Source organism: Pseudomonas mosselii, from assembly GCF_019823065.1.
In the GTDB taxonomy this organism is placed as follows: domain Bacteria; phylum Pseudomonadota; class Gammaproteobacteria; order Pseudomonadales; family Pseudomonadaceae; genus Aquipseudomonas; species Aquipseudomonas mosselii.
Genome location: NZ_CP081966.1, coordinates 4,883,718 through 4,903,096 on the forward strand (window position 1 = coordinate 4,883,718; position 19,379 = coordinate 4,903,096).

At 63.7% G+C, this 19,379-nt stretch carries 15 protein-coding genes; all 15 read right to left on the reverse strand.

What is annotated here, in order from left to right:
- Window positions 1-2 precede the first annotated feature (2 nt).
- Window positions 3-1,631 carry a CTP synthase gene (locus tag K5H97_RS22755; RefSeq protein ID WP_028690661.1) on the reverse strand — a complete coding sequence of 543 codons (1,629 nt, stop codon included), beginning with the start codon at window positions 1,629-1,631 and terminating at the stop codon, window positions 3-5.
- Between the two features lie 270 nt (window positions 1,632-1,901).
- Window positions 1,902-3,185 carry a tRNA lysidine(34) synthetase TilS gene (gene tilS, locus K5H97_RS22760; protein ID WP_028690662.1) on the reverse strand — a complete coding sequence of 428 codons (1,284 nt, stop codon included), beginning with the start codon at window positions 3,183-3,185 and terminating at the stop codon, window positions 1,902-1,904.
- A gap of 157 nt (window positions 3,186-3,342) precedes the next feature.
- Window positions 3,343-4,290: an acetyl-CoA carboxylase carboxyltransferase subunit alpha gene (locus K5H97_RS22765; protein WP_028690663.1), complete on the reverse strand. Its 948-nt coding sequence runs from the start codon at window positions 4,288-4,290 to the stop codon at window positions 3,343-3,345.
- Window positions 4,291-4,395: 105 nt separating this feature from the next.
- The gene (dnaE, locus tag K5H97_RS22770; RefSeq protein ID WP_028690664.1) at window positions 4,396-7,920 is read right to left on the reverse strand and encodes a DNA polymerase III subunit alpha; all 3,525 of its coding nucleotides are present in this window, start codon (window positions 7,918-7,920) and stop codon (window positions 4,396-4,398) included.
- Window positions 7,921-8,103: 183 nt separating this feature from the next.
- A complete protein-coding gene (rnhB, locus tag K5H97_RS22775; protein WP_028690665.1) occupies window positions 8,104-8,727 on the reverse strand; it encodes a ribonuclease HII in 624 nt (207 codons plus the stop codon).
- A 1-nt stretch (window position 8,728) separates the two neighbouring features.
- Window positions 8,729-9,856 carry a lipid-A-disaccharide synthase gene (gene lpxB, locus K5H97_RS22780; RefSeq protein WP_028690666.1) on the reverse strand — a complete coding sequence of 376 codons (1,128 nt, stop codon included), beginning with the start codon at window positions 9,854-9,856 and terminating at the stop codon, window positions 8,729-8,731.
- Between the two features lies 1 nt (window position 9,857).
- A complete protein-coding gene (gene lpxA / locus K5H97_RS22785) occupies window positions 9,858-10,634 on the reverse strand; it encodes an acyl-ACP--UDP-N-acetylglucosamine O-acyltransferase (protein WP_028690667.1) in 777 nt (258 codons plus the stop codon).
- The gene (gene fabZ, locus K5H97_RS22790) at window positions 10,631-11,071 is read right to left on the reverse strand and encodes a 3-hydroxyacyl-ACP dehydratase FabZ (protein WP_003252314.1); all 441 of its coding nucleotides are present in this window, start codon (window positions 11,069-11,071) and stop codon (window positions 10,631-10,633) included. Before fabZ ends, lpxA begins: the two co-directional genes overlap by 4 nt.
- A 112-nt stretch (window positions 11,072-11,183) precedes the next feature.
- Window positions 11,184-12,239, reverse strand: coding sequence for a UDP-3-O-(3-hydroxymyristoyl)glucosamine N-acyltransferase (lpxD, locus tag K5H97_RS22795; protein WP_028690668.1), 1,056 nt, complete (start codon window positions 12,237-12,239; stop codon window positions 11,184-11,186).
- Between the two features lies 1 nt (window position 12,240).
- The gene (locus K5H97_RS22800) at window positions 12,241-12,744 is read right to left on the reverse strand and encodes an OmpH family outer membrane protein (protein ID WP_028690669.1); all 504 of its coding nucleotides are present in this window, start codon (window positions 12,742-12,744) and stop codon (window positions 12,241-12,243) included.
- 44 nt (window positions 12,745-12,788) lie between these two features.
- Window positions 12,789-15,149, reverse strand: coding sequence for an outer membrane protein assembly factor BamA (gene bamA / locus K5H97_RS22805; protein ID WP_028690670.1), 2,361 nt, complete (start codon window positions 15,147-15,149; stop codon window positions 12,789-12,791).
- A gap of 76 nt (window positions 15,150-15,225) precedes the next feature.
- The gene (gene rseP, locus K5H97_RS22810; protein WP_028690671.1) at window positions 15,226-16,578 is read right to left on the reverse strand and encodes an RIP metalloprotease RseP; all 1,353 of its coding nucleotides are present in this window, start codon (window positions 16,576-16,578) and stop codon (window positions 15,226-15,228) included.
- A 42-nt stretch (window positions 16,579-16,620) separates the two neighbouring features.
- Entirely contained in the window at window positions 16,621-17,811 is a 1,191-nt protein-coding gene (gene ispC, locus K5H97_RS22815; RefSeq protein ID WP_028690672.1) for a 1-deoxy-D-xylulose-5-phosphate reductoisomerase, read from the reverse strand.
- Window positions 17,808-18,623: a phosphatidate cytidylyltransferase gene (locus K5H97_RS22820; protein ID WP_028690673.1), complete on the reverse strand. Its 816-nt coding sequence runs from the start codon at window positions 18,621-18,623 to the stop codon at window positions 17,808-17,810. Before K5H97_RS22820 ends, ispC begins: the two co-directional genes overlap by 4 nt.
- Window positions 18,623-19,378 carry a polyprenyl diphosphate synthase gene (gene uppS, locus K5H97_RS22825; protein WP_028690674.1) on the reverse strand — a complete coding sequence of 252 codons (756 nt, stop codon included), beginning with the start codon at window positions 19,376-19,378 and terminating at the stop codon, window positions 18,623-18,625. The genes K5H97_RS22820 and uppS overlap by 1 nt, the downstream gene beginning before the upstream one ends.
- Window position 19,379: the final 1 nt, after the last annotated feature.

Genomic DNA, 19,379 nt, shown 5'->3' on the forward strand with positions numbered 1-19,379 from the left:
GATCAGGCCTTGTTCTTCTGTGCCAGGGCCGCCTTGACGAAGCCGCTGAACAGCGGGTGGCCGTCACGCGGGGTCGAGGTGAACTCCGGGTGGAACTGGCAAGCAACGAACCAAGGGTGGTCCTTGGACTCGACCACTTCGACCAGCGCGCCGTCCTCGGAACGGCCGGAAACCACCAGGCCGGCGTCGACCAGTTGCGGCAGCAGGACGTTGTTGACTTCGTAACGGTGACGGTGGCGCTCGGTGATCACGTCCTTGCCGTAGCAGTCGTGAACCTTGGAGCCGGCCGCCAGCTGGCAGTCCTGGGCGCCCAGGCGCATGGTGCCGCCCAGGTCGGAGGCTTCGGTACGGGTCTCGACCGCGCCGGTGGCATCGGCCCATTCGGTGATCAGGCCGACAACCGGGTGGCCGCTGTTGCGGTCGAACTCGGTGGAGTTGGCGTCTTTCCAACCCATCACGTTGCGGGCGAACTCGATCACGGCCACCTGCATGCCCAGGCAGATGCCCAGGTACGGGACCTTGTTCTCACGGGCATATTGCACCGCGGTGATCTTGCCTTCGACGCCGCGCAGGCCGAAACCGCCCGGGACCAGGATGGCATCGGCGCCTTCGAGCAGGCTGGTGCCCTGGTTCTCGATGTCCTCGGAGTCGATGTAACGCAGGTTGACCTTGGTGCGGTTGGTGATGCCGGCGTGGCTCATCGCTTCGATCAGCGACTTGTACGCGTCCAGCAGCTCCATGTACTTGCCGACCATCGCGATGGTCACTTCCTGCTCAGGGTTGAGCTTGGCATCGACGACCTTGTCCCACTCGGACAGGTCGGCGCTGTTGCACTGCAAGCCGAAGCGCTCGACGACGAAGTCGTCCAGGCCCTGGGCGTGCAGTACGCCTGGGATCTTGTAGATGGTGTCGACGTCTTCCAGCGAGATCACCGCACGTTCTTCGACGTTGGTGAACAGCGCGATCTTGCGACGCGACGAGGCATCGACCGGGTGGTCGGAGCGGCAGATCAGCACATCGGGCTGCAGGCCGATGGAGCGCAACTCCTTGACCGAGTGCTGGGTCGGCTTGGTCTTGGTCTCGCCGGCAGTGGCGATGTACGGGACCAGGGTCAGGTGCATCAGCATGGCGCGCTTGGAGCCCACTTCGACGCGCAGCTGGCGGATCGCCTCGAGGAACGGTTGCGACTCGATGTCGCCCACGGTGCCGCCGATCTCGACCAGCGCGACGTCGGCATCGCCGGCGCCCTTGATGATGCGGCGCTTGATCTCGTCGGTGATGTGCGGAATGACCTGGATGGTCGCGCCCAGGTAATCACCACGGCGTTCCTTGCGCAGCACGTGCTCGTAGATGCGGCCGGTGGTGAAGTTGTTGTTCTGGGTCATCGTGGTGCGGATGAACCGCTCGTAGTGGCCCAGGTCAAGGTCGGTCTCGGCGCCGTCGTGGGTGACGAATACTTCACCGTGCTGGAACGGGCTCATGGTGCCCGGGTCGACGTTGATGTACGGGTCCAGCTTGAGCATGGTGACTTTGAGCCCCCGCGCTTCCAGGATGGCCGCCAGGGAAGCCGAGGCAATGCCTTTCCCCAATGAAGAAACAACACCGCCCGTGACGAATATGTAGCGCGTCATGAAAAACCCTAGAAGTCTGCGTTAAGGCGGCATGGGCCGCCGGAGAAAGCGAAGGAAGGCCGAAGCCCCCGATCACCTGCGTCAATCACAGTGCATCTCGAAAAACTGCCGCGTCTGTACAGACCAGGGGTGTCCCCGGCATGGAGCTCGCTCGTCATTTTAAGAAATCAGCCCAGCAAAAAACTGCTTGGTAATCGGCAACCTCTGTGATTTTGCGCAACCCACAGAAGCTGTATCAAGAAGGGAGGGTAGTCTACCCGAATGTACCCTTCAGCTCAAACCTTGCACGTTCGTCGGCGGCTGCCAGTGCAACTGACAATCCGCCTGCGCCAGCTCGGGCAGGTTGGCCACCGCGAGCAATTGCTCGCCGCGATACAGCAGCGGCAGTCGCGGGCGCACGAAGTGCGGGACCTGCAGCTCGTTGAGCAGGCGCTTGAGATCGCGCCGACCGCGACCAGGCAGTTGCATGATCTCGCCGCCCTGGCGGTAGCGGATGTGCAGGCCTTCACCCAACGGGGCCGACATCAGGCGGACACTGCCATTACCCGGCAGGCGCAACGGTTGCCCGCTGTCCAGCCAGGGGTAATTACCCGACACCGCAGCCAGCCAAACGCCATTTAGCCACCAGATACGTCCATGGCTGCGGTGTAGTTCGCCATCGGTCAGGCGCCAGACCGGGCAGGCATCGGCCGCCGCGTCGCGCAGATCGTTCCAACCGGCCCAGTGGCGGCTGTCGGGCAGGCGGGTGCGCTGGCTGAGCCAGAACTGCAGGGCATTGCGCTGGCGCGCTGGGGACATCGCGGCGAGCACCTCGAGGCTGAGCGAATACAGCTCCAGCCAGGGCAGCGGCGCATTGTCGCAGGCGATCGCCAGGTCGCTGGCGGCCAGTTCGTCCAGCAGGCCCATCGCCTCGCCCAGGTGTTCGGCACTGCGTGCCAGATTGGCTTCGGCCTGTGGCCAGCGCTGGCGCAGGATTGGGAAGACCTCGCCGCGCAGGAAGTTGCGGGCAAAGGCTGTATCGCTATTGGAAGGGTCGTCGACCCATACCAGCCCGTGCATGTCGGCGTAGGTCTGCAGTTGCTGGCGCGACAGCCCCAGCAATGGGCGCACCAGGCTGCCCTGCCCTAGCGGCCGCTGTTGCGGCATGGCGGACAAGCCACGCAGGCCGGCGCCGCGCAGCAAGCGAAACAGCAGGGTCTCGGCCTGATCGTCACGGTGCTGGCCGGTGAACAGCACTTCGCCTAGGCCCAGCCGTTTTTCGAAGGCGTCGTAGCGGGCGTTGCGGGCCGCCTGTTCGAGGCTGGCACCGGGGGCAACCTGGACAGGAAGCACATCGAGTTCGACACCCAGTGCAGCACACACCGCTCGGCAGTGATCGGGCCAGGCATCGGCGGCGGCTTGCAGGCCGTGATGGACATGGATGGCGCGCAGAGGGGGCGCGGGGTGGTTGCGGGTGTAGTCGGCGAGCTGGTGCAGGAGGACGGTGGAGTCCAGGCCACCGGAGAAGGCGACGTACCAGGCGGGGGCGTTGAGCCAGGGGGTGAGGTTGAGCATCAGGGCCTCACAGGACTTGAGATCGCCGGGGGCGCCTTGCGCCCCTTTCGCGACACAAGGCCGCTCCCACAAGATGGCGTCAGTTTCGAATACTGCGCAATCCTGTGGGAGCGGCCTTGTGTCGCGAAAGGGCCGCGAAGCGGCCCCCCGGAATCCATCAGAGGCCGTAGCTCATCAGGCGATCGTAACGGCGCTTGAGCAGCGCGTCGTTGTCGAGCTTGCCGAGCATGTCCAGCTGTTCGATCAGATCGGCGCGAACATTGGCCGCCATCTTCGCCGGATCGCGGTGGGCGCCGCCCAGCGGCTCGGGGATGACCTTGTCGACGATGTTCAGGCTCTTCAGGCGCTCGGCGGTCACGCCCATGGCCTCGGCGGCATCGGCCGCGCGGTCGGCGGTCTTCCACAGGATCGAGGCGCAACCTTCCGGCGAGATCACCGAGTAGGTGGAGTACTGCAGCATGTTCAGCTGGTCGCACACGCCGATGGCCAGTGCGCCGCCGGAACCACCCTCACCAATCACGGTGGCGATGATCGGCGTCTTCAGGCGCGCCATCACGCGCAGGTTCCAGGCAATGGCCTCGCTCTGGTTGCGCTCTTCGGCGTCGATGCCCGGGTAGGCACCCGGGGTGTCGATGAAGGTCAGGATCGGCATCTTGAAACGCTCAGCCATTTCCATCAGGCGACAGGCCTTGCGGTAGCCTTCAGGGCGCGGCATGCCGAAGTTGCGGCGTACCTTTTCGCGCACCTCACGGCCCTTCTGGTGACCGATGACCATGACCGGCTTGTCGTTCAGGCGCGCGGTGCCACCGACGATCGCGGCGTCGTCGGCAAAGTGACGGTCGCCGTGCAGCTCCTCGAACTCGGTGAAGATGTGGTCGATGTAATCAAGGGTGTACGGGCGGCGCGGGTGACGGGCCAGACGGGCGATCTGCCAGCTGGTCAGGTTGCCGAAGATGCTCTCGGTCAGGGTGCTGCTCTTGTCCTGCAGACGGGCAATTTCATCGCTGATGTTCAGCGAGTTGTCGTTGCCCACCAGGCGCAGCTCTTCGATCTTGGCTTGCAGGTCGGCAATCGGCTGTTCGAAATCGAGGAAATTCGGGTTCATAGGCTTCCGTCTTGGGTCTACGGCCAGGCGGCCGGCCGGTTGATCCGTTTGGCGCCCTACCTTAAGGGATCAGGCGCATAAAGGTCGAGATTAAAATGCGTCGTTTCAACGGTATTGCAGGAAGACGTTCTCACGCCCGAACTGGTCACGCAGTGCCTGAATCAGCCCATCGGCCGGGTCGATCGACCACTGGTCGCCAAACTGCAGCATGGCCTTGGCGTCGCTGCCGGTGTACTCCAGGGTGATCGGGCAACCACCACGGTGCCGGGTGATCAGCTCGCCCAGCCATTTCAGACGATCGCCCTTGAGCGCGTCGTGACCAACCTTCAGGCGCAGGCTCTCGGCCAGCTTGGTCCGGGCATCCTCCATGGTCATCACTGTCTTGACCCGCAGGCGCAGGCCGCCGGAGAAGTCGTCGTTGCTCACCTCCCCCTCCACCACCACCATGGCGTCGGTCTGCAGCAGGGCCTGGGCGCCCATGAAGGCATCGGCGAACAGCGAGGCCTCGATGCGCCCGGAACGGTCATCCAGGGTGACGAAGCCCATCTTGTCACCCTTTTTGTTCTTCATCACCCGCAGGGCAATGATCATGCCGGCGATGGTCTGGGTGTCGCGGGCCGGTTTGAGGTCGACGATGCGCTGGCGGGCGAAGCGGCGGATCTCGGTCTCGTATTCGTCGATCGGGTGGCCGGTCAGGTACAGGCCAAGGGTGTCCTTTTCACCCTTGAGGCGTTCCTTGAGCGTCAGCTCGCGCACCTTGCGGTGGTTGGCGTAGACGTCGACATCCGCCTCGTCGAACATGCCGCCGAACAGGTCGACGTGGCCACTGTCCGCAGTATGGGCGGCCTGCTCGGCAGCCTTGACTGCCTCGCCCAGCGCCGACAGCAAGGTTGCACGGTTGATGTCGATGTTGGCCTGATAGGCCTTGATCTCGTCATGGAAATGCGGCCCCAGGCGGTCCAGCGCACCACTGCGGATCAGCGCGTCGAGGGTCCGCTTGTTGACCCGCTTGAGGTCGATACGCTCGCAGAAGTCGAACAGGTCCTTGAACGGGCCGCCCTGGGCGCGGGCCTCGACGATTGCCTCCACCGGCCCCTCGCCGACGCCCTTGATCGCGCCCAGGCCATAGACGATGCGGCCATCGTTGTTGACGGTGAACTTGAAGTCCGAGAAGTTCACGTCCGGCGCGTCCAGGCGCAGCTTCATGCTGCGCACTTCCTCGACCAGCACCACCACCTTGTCGGTGTTGTGCATATCCGCCGACAGCACCGCGGCCATGAACGGCGCCGGGTAGTGGGTTTTCAGCCAGGCGGTCTGGTAGGACACCAGGCCGTAGGCGGCGGAGTGGGATTTGTTGAAGCCGTAGCCGGCGAATTTCTCTACCAGGTCGAAAATGTTACCGGCCAGGTCCGCATCGATGTTGTTGGCCACGCAGCCTTCGATAAAACCACCGCGCTGCTTGGCCATTTCCTCGGGCTTTTTCTTACCCATGGCCCGGCGCAGCATGTCGGCGCCACCGAGGGTGTAGCCGGCCATCACCTGGGCGATCTGCATCACCTGTTCCTGGTACAGGATGATGCCGTAGGTAGGCGCGAGTACCGGTTTCAGACCTTCGTACTGGTAGTCGGAGTGCGGGTAGGCCAGTTCCGCCCGGCCGTGCTTGCGGTTGATGAAGTCGTCCACCATGCCCGATTGCAACGGGCCCGGACGGAACAGCGCCACCAGTGCGATGAGGTCTTCCAGGCAGTCGGGCTTGAGCTTCTTGATCAGCTCCTTCATGCCCCGGGATTCGAGCTGGAACACCGCCGTGGTTTCGGCTTTCTGCAGCAGCTCGTAAGTCTTGCGGTCGTCCAGCGGGATGAAGTCGATGTTGACGTCGGGCAGGTTCTTCTTGGCCTGCTCGCGGTTGATGATCTCCATCGCCCACTTGATGATGGTCAGGGTCCGCAGGCCGAGGAAGTCGAACTTCACCAGGCCCGCAGCCTCGACGTCGTCCTTGTCGAACTGGGTCACCAGGCCGCCGCCCTCTTCGTCACAGGCAATCGGTGAGAAGTCAGTGAGCTTGGTCGGCGCGATCACCACGCCACCGGCGTGCTTGCCGGTACCGCGGGTGACACCTTCGAGCTTGAGCGCCATGTCCCAGATCTCGCGGGCATCCTCGTCACCCTTGAGGAAGTCGCGCAGGATCTCTTCCTGCTCGTAGGCCTTCTCCAGGGTCATGCCCACTTCGAACGGGATCATCTTCGACAGGCGGTCGGCCAGGCCGTAGGACTTGCCTTGCACCCGCGCCACGTCGCGCACCACCGCCTTGGCGGCCATGGTGCCGAAGGTGATGATCTGGCTCACCGCGTTGCGGCCGTAGGCTTCGGCCACGTAGTCGATCACCCGGTCACGGCCATCCATGCAGAAGTCGACGTCGAAGTCAGGCATGGAAATACGTTCAGGGTTCAGGAAGCGCTCGAACAGCAGGTCATAGGCCAGCGGGTCGAGGTCGGTGATCTTCAGTACATAGGCCACCAGGGAGCCGGCCCCCGAGCCCCGGCCCGGGCCAACCGGCACGTCGTTGTTCTTCGCCCACTTGATGAAGTCCATAACGATCAGGAAGTAACCGGGGAAGCCCATCTGAATGATGATGTCCAGCTCGAACTTCAGGCGGTCCAGGTAGACCTGGCGCTTCTCTTCGTAATTGGGCGTGGTCTCTTTCGGCCAAAGCACCGCCAGGCGCTCCTCCAGGCCTTCGTGGGAGACGTGACGCAGGTAGTCGTCGATGCCCATGCCGTTGGGCGTCGGGAAATCGGGGAGGAAGTATTTGCCCAGCTGCACGGTGATGTTGCAGCGCTTGGCGATCTCCACGGTGTTGGCGATGGCGTCCGGCAGGTCGCTGAACAGCTCGGCCATCTCTTCGGACGACTTGAGGTACTGCTGGTCACTGTAGCCGCGCGGGCGGCGCGGGTCGTCGAGGGTCCAGCCCTCGCCAATGCACACGCGGGTCTCGTGGGCGTCGAAATCCGACTGTTTGATGAAGCGCACGTCGTTGGTCGCCACCAGCGGGGCGCCGAGCTTGTCGGCCAGGGCCACGGCGGCGTGCACGTACTCTTCGTCACCGGCGCGATTGGTACGCTGCAACTCGACATAGAAGCGGTCCGGGAACATGCCCATCCAGTCGCCGAGCAGGGCTTCGGCTTCGTCCTGGCGACCGGCCATCAGGGCCACGCCAATATCGCCTTCCTTGCCTGCCGACAGGGCGATCAGCCCCTCGCTGGCTGGGGCGATCCAGTCGCGCTGGATGATCACCAGGCCGTTGCGCTGGCCGTCGGTCCAGCCTCGGGAGATCAGCTCGGTGAGGTTGCGATAGCCCTTGGGATCCATGGCCAGGAAGCAGATGCGCGACAGCGGCGCCTCGGAATCGGCCCCGGCCAGCCACAGGTCGGCGCCGCAGATCGGCTTGATGCCAGCGCCCATGGCGGTCTTGTAGAACTTCACCAGCGAGCACATGTTGCTCTGGTCGGTAATTGCCACCGCCGGCATGTTCATCCCGGCCAGGGCCTTGGCCAGCGGCTTGATCCGCACCAGGCCGTCGACCAGGGAGAATTCGGAGTGCACGCGAAGGTGAACGAAGGAGACCGACATGGAGGATCCTGTAGCAGTGCTGAACGACGAGGGCGGGATTGTAGCGTATTGCTCTTCGCTTGCCTCGCCTGGAGGTCAGCGGTTGGTTGCAGAATGCATCGCGGGGCAAGCCCGCTCCCACGCAGCCGATTCCAGTGCAGGCTTGGCGTGGGAGCGGGCTTGCCCCGCGATGAGTGGCGCCGATCAGATCAGCGAGGTGGAAATGCCTTCACGGGCTTCCCATGCGGCCCGAACCGGCGCGAACGAACGCCGATGAATGGGCGTCGGCCCAAGACGGGCCAGGGCCTCAAGGTGCACTGGAGTCGGATACCCCTTGTGCCCGCCGATCCCATAACCCGGGTAGATCAGCTCGAACGCGCTCATCTCCCGATCACGGGTGACCTTGGCCAGGATCGAGGCCGCCGCGATCGCCGGCACCTGGGAGTCGCCCTTGACCACCGGCGCCGCCGGCACTGCCAGCTTCGGGCAACGGTTGCCGTCGATCAGCGCCAGTTTCGGTGTGATGTGCAACCCTTCGACCGCGCGCTGCATGGCCAACATGGTGGCATGGAGAATATTCAGGCGGTCGATTTCCTCGACCTCGGCCCGGGCGATACAGAAGCTCAGGGCCTTCTCGCGGATCTCGTCGAACAGTGCGTCGCGCTTGGCCTCGGTGAGCTTTTTCGAGTCGTTCAGGCCGAGGATCGGTCGGCGCGGGTCGAGAATGACCGCCGCGGTGACCACCGCGCCGCACAGCGGGCCACGGCCTACTTCATCGACGCCGGCTACCAGCTCTTCAACCAGGTTGAAATCCAGTCCCATCTGCATCTCAGCGGTCCTTCAACAGGGCGAGCACCGCGTCGGCCGCCTGATTGGAGGCGTCGCGGCGCAAGGTGCGGTGGATCTGGTCGAAGCTGTCGGTCTGCTGCGAGCCGTCCTTGACCAGCGGCGCCAGGGTCTGTGCCAGGGCTTCGCTGGTAGCGGCGTCCTGCAACAGCTCCGGTACCAGCAGGCGCTGGGCCAGCAGGTTGGGCAGCGACACGTACGGGCTCTTGACCATGCGCTTGAGGATCCAGTAGGTCAGCGGCGCCAAGCGGTAGGCCACCACCATCGGTCGCTTGTACAGCATCGCTTCCAGGGTGGCGGTGCCGGAGGCGATCAGCACCGCGTCACAGGCGGCCAGCGCCTGGTGCGAGCGGCCATCCAGCAAGGTCAGTGGCAGTTCGCGCCCTTCGAGCATCTGCTCGACCTGAGCGCGCCGGGCGGCATTCGCGCACGGCAGCACGAAGCGCACGCCGGGCACCAGCTCGCGCAAGCGCTGGGCGGCATCGAGGAACAAAGCTCCCAGGCGCCCTACCTCACCGCCCCGGCTGCCAGGCATCAACGCGATCACCGGGCCTTCGGCCAGGCCCAGTTCGGCACGCGCCGCGCCACGGTCGGCCTCCAGGGGAATCGTGTCCGCCAGCGGATGGCCAACGAAACGCACCGGCACGCCCTGCTCTTCATAGAAGCGCGCCTCGAACGGCAGCAGGGTGAGCATCAGGTCGCAGCCCTCACGAATTTTCAGCACGCGCTTCTGCCGCCAGGCCCAGACCGACGGGCTGACGTAATGCACCGTCTTGATTCCGGCCTGACGCAGCTTGAGTTCGATATTGAGGGTGAAATCGGGGGCATCGATACCGATGAACACGTCGGGCTTTTCGCCGATCAGTGTGTGGATCAGTTCCTTGCGCCGCTTGAGCAGCTCGCGCAGGCGCCCGAGCACCTCGACCAGGCCCATGACGGCCAGGCGTTCCATCGGAAAGTAGGAGGTCATGCCCTCGGCTTCCATCAAGGGACCGCCAACACCGATGAACCGCACATCGGGATGACGTGCCTTGATAGCGCGCATCAGGCCGGAACCGAGAATGTCCCCGCTGGCCTCGCCGGCGACCAGCGCCACGCAGAGCTGGGCCATATCAGCGGGTGATGCCGCGTGCGGAATTGGCGATCGATTGACGGAACAGATCGACTTCAGGGAACTGCGTGACCAGCTCATCCAGCTCCTTGAGCGCCTCTTCGACGGTCAGGCCCTGGCGGTAGACGATCTTGTAGGCGCGACGCAGGGCGTGCAGCACTTCGTCGCTGAAACCGCGACGACGCAGGCCTTCGAAGTTCATGCTGCGCGCCTCGGCCGGGCTGCCGAACACGGTGACATAGGCCGGTACGTCCTTGCCGATCGCGGTGCCCATGCCGGAAAACGCATGGGCGCCGATATGGCAGTACTGGTGCACCAGCGTGTAACCGGACAGGATGGCCCAGTCGCCGACATGCACATGGCCCGCCAGCGCGGTGTTGTTGACCAGGATGCAGTGGTTGCCGATGACGCTGTCGTGGCCGATGTGGGCATAGGCCATGATCAGGTTGTGATCGCCCAGGGTGGTTTCCGAACGGTCCTGCACGGTGCCGCGGTGGATGGTGACACCCTCGCGGATCACGTTGTGGTCACCGATCACCAGGCGCGTCGGCTCACCCTTGTACTTCAGGTCAGGGGTGTCTTCGCCGATCGAGGAAAACTGATAGATGCGGTTGTGCTTGCCGATACGGGTCGGCCCCTTTAGCACCACATGCGGACCGATGACGGTACCCTCCCCGATTTCCACATCGGGGCCTACGATCGACCAGGGGCCGACCTCGACGCCCTCGGCCAACTTGGCCGAGGGGTCGATGATCGCCCGTGGGTCAATCGAACTCATAGGGAGCGTTCCGCGCAGGTGATCTCGGCCGAGCAGACCGGCTTGCCGTCCACCAGGGCGCGGCACTCGAACTTCCAGATCATGCTCTTGCGGCTGAGGAACTTGGCTTCCAGCACCAGCTGGTCGCCCGGCAGCACCGGCTGGCGGAAACGCAGCTTATCGGAGCCGACGAAGTAGTAGAGGGTGCCGTCCGCCGGCTTGGCGTCGAGCATCTTGAATCCGAGAATCCCGGCCGCCTGGGCCATCGCCTCGATGATCAGCACGCCCGGCATGATCGGATGCGCCGGGAAGTGGCCATTGAAGAACGGCTCGTTGATGCTGACATTCTTGTAGGCACGAATGCTTTGAGCCTCGAAGTCCAGATCCGTCACACGGTCCACGAGCAGGAACGGGTAACGGTGAGGCAGGTATTCGCGAATCTCGTTGATGTCCATCATTTCGGGGGGAAGCCTGTATAAGAATAGGGAGCGCAGGTGCTGACCACACGCTCCTTTTGCAGATCCAAAGAGGAGCCAGCTAGCGACTGTAACGCTCGCTCAGTAAATGGTATCAGCCTTCTGATGTCGGCTGGCCACCTGAGGTCACGGTGTCGACACGCTTTTCCAGCTGCTGGAGACGCTTGGACATCTCGTCCAGCTGGCGAATGCGAGCGGCGCTCTTGCGCCACTCGGCCAAGGGTTGCATGGCCGTACCGGAAGAATAGCCACCCGGCTCGGTAATCGAACGGGTCACCATGGTCATGCCGGAAACGAAGACATTGTCGCAGACGTCGATGTGGCCGACCATCCCGACACCACCGGCAATCATGCAATGCTTGCCGATGCGGGTACTGCCGGAAATCCCGACGCAGGCCGCCATCGCCGTGTGGTCGCCGACCTGCACGTTGTGGGCGATCTGGATCTGGTTGTCGAGCTTGACGCCATCGCCGATGCGGGTGTCCGACAGCGCACCACGGTCTACCGCGGTGTTCACGCCGATCTCCACATCATCACCCAGGGTGACGCCGCCGATCTGCGCGATCTTGCGCCAGATGCCCTTCTCGTTGGCAAAGCCGAAGCCCTCGCCACCGATCACCGCGCCAGACTGGATGACCACGCGCTTACCAATGGTCACGTCGTGATACAGCGTGACACGCGCAGCCAGCCAGCCACCCTCGCCGATGACACAGCGGGCACCGACGAAGCAGTGCGCGCCGACCGTCACATTGGCGCCGATGCACGCGCCGCTTTCGATCACCGCGAACGGGCCGATGCTGGCGCTGGCATCTACCTGGGCATCCTCGGCCACCACGGCGCTGGGATGGATTCCCGCCACAGCCTTGGGCTTCGGATCGAACAGGTGCGAAATGCGCGCATAGGCCAGGTAAGGGTCGGGAACGATCAAGGCGTTGCCGGCAAAACCCTCGGCGTCCTCGGCCTTGAGCAGTACCGCACTGGCCGAGGAATCGTCCAGAAACTTGCGATACTGCTTGTTGGCCAGGAAGCTCAACTGCCCGCAACCGGCCTCCTGCAAGGTGGCCAGCCCGGTGATCTGCAGCGCCTCGGGGCCTCTGAGTTCGGCCCCGAGGGCTTCGGCCAGCTGGCCGAGCGTCATGGTCACAGTCATATCAACGGGCTTGGTTCATGCGCTCGATGACCTGACGGGTGATGTCGTACTGAGGCTTGACATCGATGACCGCGCCACGCTCCAGAACCAGGTCGAAACCGCCCTTCTTGATCACTTCCTCGACAGCACCGTCGAGCTTCGGCTTGAGCTGCTTGAGCATGTCGCGGTCGGCCACGGCCTTGGCTTCGTTGAGTTCCTTGGACTGGAACTGGAAGTCGCGGGCTTTTTGCTTGAACTCGAGCTCCAGGCGTTCACGCTCAGGCTGAGGCATCTTGTCGCCGCCCTTGATCAGGCGGTCCTGGATACCCTTGGCGCTGCTTTCCAGGCCCTTGAGCTTGGTCAGTTGCGGGCCGAACTTCTTCTCGGCGTCCACCGCGTACTTCTTGGCCGCGTCGGATTCCAGCAGAGCCATCTGATAGTTCAGCACGGCAACTTTCATTTCGGCGAAAGCCGGGGTGGCGACCAGCGCCGCGGCTACGAAGGCCAGTTGGGTCAACTTACGCACGATGCACTCCTGGATAATCCGTTGTCGTTATGCAAGGGCCGACCTCAGAAGGTCTGGCCCAGAGAGAATTGGAACACTTGCGTGTCGGCGTCGTCCGGTTTCTTGATCGGCATCGCCAGGCTGAAGCTCAACGGGCCCAGCGCGGTGATCCAGGTCACGCCCAGACCGACCGAGCTGGCCATGTCCGAGAAGCCGACCTTGGTGCAATCGGGCTTCGAGCCGCAGTTGGTGTCGAACACGTTACCCACATCCCAGAACACGGACGTGCGCAGCGAACGCTGATCCTTGACGAACGGCAGCGGGAACAGCAGCTCCACGCCACCTTGGACGAGGACGTTACCACCGAACGGCAGCGGATCCTGGTCCGGGTCGGCGATGGTGCCCTGGTTGCCGGTTACCGCAGCGCCACGGCTCGGAGTACTGCGTGGGCCCAGGGTGCTGTCCTTGAAGCCGCGCACGGAGTTGAAGCCGCCCGCATAGTAGTTTTCATAGAACGGCAGGCCGGAGGTCGAGCCGAAACCATCACCATAGCCCAGTTCGGTGTGCAGGCGCAGGGTGTAGTCGTTATTGATCGGCTTGAACAGCTGGCCACGGTAGTCGAGCTTGTAGAACGACAGGTCGCTGCCCGGCACGGTGGTTTCCAGCGTCAGGCTCTGGGAGTGACCACGGGTAGCCAGCACGCCTTTGTTCAGGGTCGACTCGGACCAGCCGATCGAGGCCTTGAAGTTCAGGAAGTTGTCGCCTTCATCCTGAAGGAACTTGAAGATCTCATCGACGGTGTAACGGCCGGTCTTGATCTTGTCCTGCTGCACGGTCAGGCCGTAGGTCAGGCGCGAGGTCTCGCTGATCGGGTAGCCGAGGCTGACACCGGCACCGAGGCTGTCCACCGCATAGCTGGCCACGTCGACGTCGAGGTCGTCGTAGTCGGTGCTGCGGTAGAAGGCGTTGTAGCCCAGGCTCACGCCATCGGCGGTGAAGTAGGGATCGACATAGCCGAAGTTGTAGCGGGTCTGGTACTCGGAGCGGGTCAGGCCAATGGAGACCTTGTTACCAGTACCGAGGAAGTTGTTCTGGCTGATCGAGCCGCCCAGGATCAGGCCGGCGCTCTGGGCGAAACCGACGCTGGCAGTGATCGAGCCGGAGGCCTGCTCTTCGACGCTGTAGTTGACGTCGACCTGGTCGTCGGTACCCGGTACCGGCGGCGTCTCGACGTTGACTTCCTTGAAGAAGCCCAGGCGCTCGAGGCGGGTCTTGGACTGGTCGATCAGGTAGGTCGAAGCCCAGCCACCTTCCATCTGACGCATTTCGCGGCGCAGCACTTCGTCTTCGGTCTTGGTGTTGCCGCGATAGTTGATGCGGTTGACGTAGGCACGCTTGCCCGGATCGACGACGAACATGATGTCGACGGTGTGATCCTGGTCGTTCGGCTGCGGCACGCCGTTGACGTTGGCGAAGGTGTAGCCTTCGTTGCCCAGACGACGGGTGATGAGGTCGGAGGTGGTGGTCATCACCTTGCGCGAGAACACCTGGCCCGGCTGCACCAGCAGCAGCGACTTGACCTGGTCTTCCGGCACTTTCAGGTCACCGGACAGCTTCACGTCGCGGACGGTGTACTTCTCGCCCTCGTTGATGTTGACGGTGATGTAGACGTGCTTCTTGTCCGGGGTGATCGACACCTGGGTGGACGCGATGTCCATGTTGATGTAGCCGCGGTCCAGGTAGTAGGAACGCAGCCGCTCCAGGTCACCGGAGAGCTTTTCCCGGGCGTACTTGTCGTCGTTCTTGAAGAACGACAGCCAGTTGGTGGTCTTGAGCTCGAACAACTGGCCGAGGGTCTCGTCGTCGAAGACCGTGTTACCCACCACGTTGATGTGCTGGATCGCGGCCACGGTGCCTTCGTTGATCTTGATCTTCAGGCCGACGCGGTTGCGCGGTTGCGGAACGACCTCTGCGTCGACCTCGGCGGAGTAACGGCCCTGGGCAACGTACTGGCGCTGCAGTTCGTTACGCACGCCTTCCAGCGTCGCGCGCTGGAAGATTTCACCTTCGGCCAGGCCCGACTGCTTCAGGCCCTTCATCAGGTCCTCGGTGCTGATCGCCTTGTTGCCTTCGATCTCGATGCTCGACACCGAGGGGCGCTCGACCACGTTGATGATCAGGACATTGCCGTCGCGGTTCAGCTGAATGTCCTGGAAGAAGCCGGTCTTGAACAGCGAGCGGGTCGATTCGACCAGACGGCGGTCGTCGACCTGGTCACCGACGTTCAGCGGCAACGCGCCGAACACGCTGCCGGCGGACACCCGCTGCAGGCCGTTGACACGAATATCGGAGATGGTGAAGGACTCGGCGTGAACTTCAGCGATCATCAGTGCGGAGAGCACCGCAGTTAGCAGCAGACGTTTCATGAAGTCCTTTTATTCCAACTGGCAATAAACAACCTGCCGCGACAAGGCGGCAGGTTTTCGCGATTGAGCGAAGCTTTTATAGTCGACCCAGATCGTTGATCAGGGCGAGCAACATCACCCCGACGACCAAACTGATACCGATCTGGACCCCCCAACCTTGCACCCGATCCGAGAGCGGACGACCGCGCGCCCACTCGATCAGGTAGAACAGCAAATGCCCCCCATCCAGTACCGGGATGGGCAGCAGGTTCAGAACCCCCAGGCTTATGCTCAGGTAGGCCAGGAAATTCAGGAAATCCCCAACGCCCGACTGGGCTGAAGCGCCCGCCACTTTAGCAATGGTTATCGGTCCACTCAAGTTTTTTACCGAGAGCTCCCCGAACAGCATTTTCTTCAGCGATTCGAGGGTAAGGACGCTCATGTTCCAGGTGCGGGAAAGTCCCTCGCCCACCGCCTCCAGCGGCCCATAGCTGACTTCGCGGAGCATCTTCGCCGGCCACTCGGCGGCCTTGACCCCGGCGCCCAGATAGCCGCCAGAAGCCTGGCCCTCGCCTTTGCGCGCCAGGGTGACGGCAACCTCGAGTGGCGCGCCGTCACGCTCGATGCGCAGGCTGACCTTTTTCTCGGGACGGGCACGGACTGCGTCAACCACCTGCTGCCAATCGGCCAGCTCCACGCCGTCGAGCGCCAGCAGCTTGTCACCGGTCTTGAGCCCGGCCGCGGCCGCCGGCCCTTTCGGATCGATCTCTGCCAGTACCGGCACCACAGCCGGACGCCATGGGCGCAGGCCTAGGGACTGGATCGGCTCGGGTTCGTCAACGCCCTTGAGCCATTGATTCAGGGAAACACTCAATTGGCGCTCGGCCGTCGCGCCCTCATCGAGCACCCCGATCCGCAACGTGCCGGTCTCGCCTAAACGGCGTACCAGTTGCAGATTGACCGCCGACCAGCCATTGGTCGGTTCGCCATCGATGGAAACGATTTCCTGGCCAACGCTCAGACCGGCGCTGGCCGCCAGGCTGCCAGCCTCGACGCCGCCGATGACCGGACGTACCTGCTGCGAACCCAGCATGGCCACAACCCAGAAGAACAGGATGGCCAGCAGGAAGTTGGCGATGGGACCGGCGGCCACGATGGCAATACGCTGGCGAACCGACTTGCGATTGAACGACTGCTCGACCAGCGCCGGAGGAACCTCGCCCTCGCGCTCGTCGAGCATCTTGACGTAACCGCCCAGCGGAATAGCGGCGACGACGAACTCGGTACCGTGGCGATCATGCCAGCGCACCAGCGGCGTGCCGAAACCCACCGAGAAACGCAGGACCTTGACCCCGCAACGCCGCGCCACCCAGAAGTGGCCAAACTCGTGGAAGGTAACCAGCACACCCAGTGCAATCAGGGTGCCGACAATCATGTAGAGCGCAGTCATGTCCAATCTCCGGGTGACATTCGGCGGAGTCGGCCGCAGGCTTCAGCGGCCGTGGCGTCGCAGCCACTCCCGGGACAGCTCCCGGGCACGCTGGTCGGCGGCGAACACCGCCTCGAGGGTGGGCAATGCCACCACGGGCTCCTGGTCGAGCACCTGTTCGATCATACCCGCGATCTCCGGGAAGCGGATACGCCGCTGGAGAAACGCCTCGACGGCCACTTCGTTGGCGGCGTTGAGCACCGTCGGCGCACTGTTGCCCGCCTCGGCAGCCTGACGCGCCAGGCTCAGGCATGGGAAGCGCTGTTCGTCGGGCGCCTGGAAATCCAGACGGGCGATGGCGAACAAGTCCAGCGGCGCGACGCCCGAATCGATACGCTCTGGCCAGGCCAGGGCGTTGGAGATTGGCGTGCGCATGTCCGGGTTACCCAGCTGGGCAAGCACCGAGCCATCGACGTAATCCACCAGCGAATGGATGACGCTTTGCGGGTGTACCACCACTTCAATTTGGGACGGCTTGGCATCGAACAGCCAGCAGGCCTCGATCAGTTCCAGGCCTTTGTTCAGCATGCTGGCCGAATCGACCGAGATCTTGCGACCCATGGACCAGTTCGGGTGCGCGCAGGCCTGCTCCGGGGTTACATCCAGCAACACTTCGGCAGGGGTTTCGCGGAACGGCCCGCCTGAGGCGGTCAGCAGGATCCGGCGCACACCGACAGCACCGAGGCCACGGGCGTAGTCGCCGGGCATGCACTGGAAGATCGCGTTGTGCTCACTGTCGATCGGCAGCAACACCGAACCGCTGCGGCGCACCGCATCCATGAACAGGGCCCCGGACATCACCAGGGCCTCCTTGTTGGCGAGCAACACCTTCTTGCCCGCCTCGACCGCGGCCAGGGTCGGGCGCAGGCCGGCGGCGCCAACGATGGCCGCCATCACGGTGTCCACCTCTGACGCAGCGGCCACCTGGCACAATCCGGCCTCACCCTCGAGCACCTCGGTGGCGCAGCCCGCCGCGCCCAGCCCCTGACGCAGGCGCGTGGCCGCCTCGGCGCTCGGCACCACGGCAAACGCCGGACGATGACGCTTGCACAGGGTGAGCAGCTCATCGATGCGCGAATAGCCGCTCAGGGCGAACACCTGGTAACGATCAGGGTGCCGGGCAATGACGTCCAGCGTGCTAAGGCCGATGGAGCCAGTGGCTCCCAGCACGGTTATGCGTTGCACAGCACTCACATCACACCCCACTCAGCCGCCCACAACAGCACGGCAAACATCGGAATCGCCGCAGTCAGGCTGTCGATGCGATCGAGCACGCCGCCATGACCCGGCAGCAGATTGCTGCTGTCCTTGATGCCTTCACGGCGCTTGAACATGCTTTCGGTCAAGTCACCGACTACCGAAGACATCACCACCACCCCGGCGCCCAAGAGCCCCAGTAGCACCTGGCCGATACTCCAGTCACGGGCAAAGCCCACGGTCAGGGTGATCAGCAGACTGACCGCAAGACCGCCATAGACGCCCTCCCAGCTCTTGCCCGGGCTGACCTGCGGCGCCAGCTTGCGCTTGCCGAAGGCCCGACCGGAGAAGTAAGCGCCAATATCGGCAGCCCAGACCAGGACCATGACCGACAGGATCAGCCAGTTGCCCAATGGCCAGTGCTTGAGCAGCACCAACCCCTGCCAGGCAGGCAGCAGCACCAGCAGGCCGATCAGCAGGCGACAGGCGGCACTGCTCCACAGCTCGCCGCTGCGCGGGTAGGTCAGCACCAGCCAGGTGGCCAGGGCCCACCAGATCACCGATGCACCCAGCACCCAAGGCGCGAGGTCGGGCATCAGGTAGAGCAGCATCAAGCCACCGGCCACCACGGCGGCGTAGGCAATGCGCAGCGGCTGCGCCACCAGGCCGGCCAGACGCGCCCACTCCCAGGCGCCGAGCGTTACCACGCAGCCGATGAACAGGGCGAAATCCCCACCGTTGAGCAGGAAGAAACCACCCAACGCGATCGGCAGCAGGATCAGCGCGGTAATGATGCGTTGTTTAAGCATTAAGCACGGGCTCCGGCTTCGACCTGCTCGCTGGTCTTACCGAAGCGTCGCTGGCGTGAAGCGAAATCGGCCAGCGCGTTGCGCATGGCCTCGTGTTTGAAGTCCGGCCAATAAAGGTCGGAGAAGTACAGCTCGGCGTAGGCCAGCTGCCACAACAGGAAGTTGCTGATGCGGTGCTCGCCACCGGTTCGGATGCACAGGTCGGGCAACGGCAGGTCACCGGTAGCCAGGCAGGTCTGCAGCAGATCCGGGGTGATGTCCTCGGGGCGAAGATGACCGGCCTGGACTTCTCGCGCCAGGCGTTGCGCGGCCTGGGCGATGTCCCATTGGCCGCCATAGTTGGCGGCGATCTGCAGGATGAAACGGTTGCTACCCACCGTCGCCGCTTCGGCTTCGCGCATCGCCGCCTGGAGCTCAGGGTGGAAGCGCGAGCGATCACCGATGATGCGCAGGCTGATGTTATTGTCGTTCAGGCGCTTGGCCTCCCGACGCAATGCCGAGAAGAACAGCTCCATCAGCGCACCGACCTCCTCGGCCGGACGCTGCCAGTTTTCGCTGGAGAAGGCGAAGAGCGTGAGCACCTCGACCTTGGCCTCGGCGCAGACTTCGATCACCGCGCGAACGGCATCCACGCCGGCCTTGTGGCCGGCGACGCCGGGCAGAAGACGCTTCTTCGCCCAGCGGTTGTTGCCGTCCATGATGATCGCGACGTGACGCGGCACCGAGCCCGGTGCCGCTGACTTGGTCTTTTCCATT

Bases quoted from the DNA above. Each gene is read 5' to 3' on its own strand.
- dnaE (WP_028690664.1), bottom strand. From the start codon at position 7,920: ATGTCGGTCTCCTTCGTTCACCTTCGCGTGCACTCCGAATTCTCCCTG.
- K5H97_RS22765 (WP_028690663.1), bottom strand. From the start codon at position 4,290: ATGAACCCGAATTTCCTCGATTTCGAACAGCCGATTGCCGACCTGCAA.
- lpxD (WP_028690668.1), bottom strand. From the start codon at position 12,239: ATGACTGTGACCATGACGCTCGGCCAGCTGGCCGAAGCCCTCGGGGCC.
- uppS (WP_028690674.1), bottom strand. From the start codon at position 19,378: ATGGAAAAGACCAAGTCAGCGGCACCGGGCTCGGTGCCGCGTCACGTC.
- rnhB (WP_028690665.1), bottom strand. From the start codon at position 8,727: ATGCAGATGGGACTGGATTTCAACCTGGTTGAAGAGCTGGTAGCCGGC.
- lpxA (WP_028690667.1), bottom strand. From the start codon at position 10,634: ATGAGTTCGATTGACCCACGGGCGATCATCGACCCCTCGGCCAAGTTG.
- bamA (WP_028690670.1), bottom strand. From the start codon at position 15,149: ATGAAACGTCTGCTGCTAACTGCGGTGCTCTCCGCACTGATGATCGCT.
- tilS (WP_028690662.1), bottom strand. From the start codon at position 3,185: ATGCTCAACCTCACCCCCTGGCTCAACGCCCCCGCCTGGTACGTCGCC.
- rseP (WP_028690671.1), bottom strand. From the start codon at position 16,578: ATGACTGCGCTCTACATGATTGTCGGCACCCTGATTGCACTGGGTGTG.
- K5H97_RS22755 (WP_028690661.1), bottom strand. From the start codon at position 1,631: ATGACGCGCTACATATTCGTCACGGGCGGTGTTGTTTCTTCATTGGGG.
- lpxB (WP_028690666.1), bottom strand. From the start codon at position 9,856: ATGGCCCAGCTCTGCGTGGCGCTGGTCGCCGGCGAGGCCAGCGGGGAC.
- K5H97_RS22820 (WP_028690673.1), bottom strand. From the start codon at position 18,623: ATGCTTAAACAACGCATCATTACCGCGCTGATCCTGCTGCCGATCGCG.
- fabZ (WP_003252314.1), bottom strand. From the start codon at position 11,071: ATGATGGACATCAACGAGATTCGCGAATACCTGCCTCACCGTTACCCG.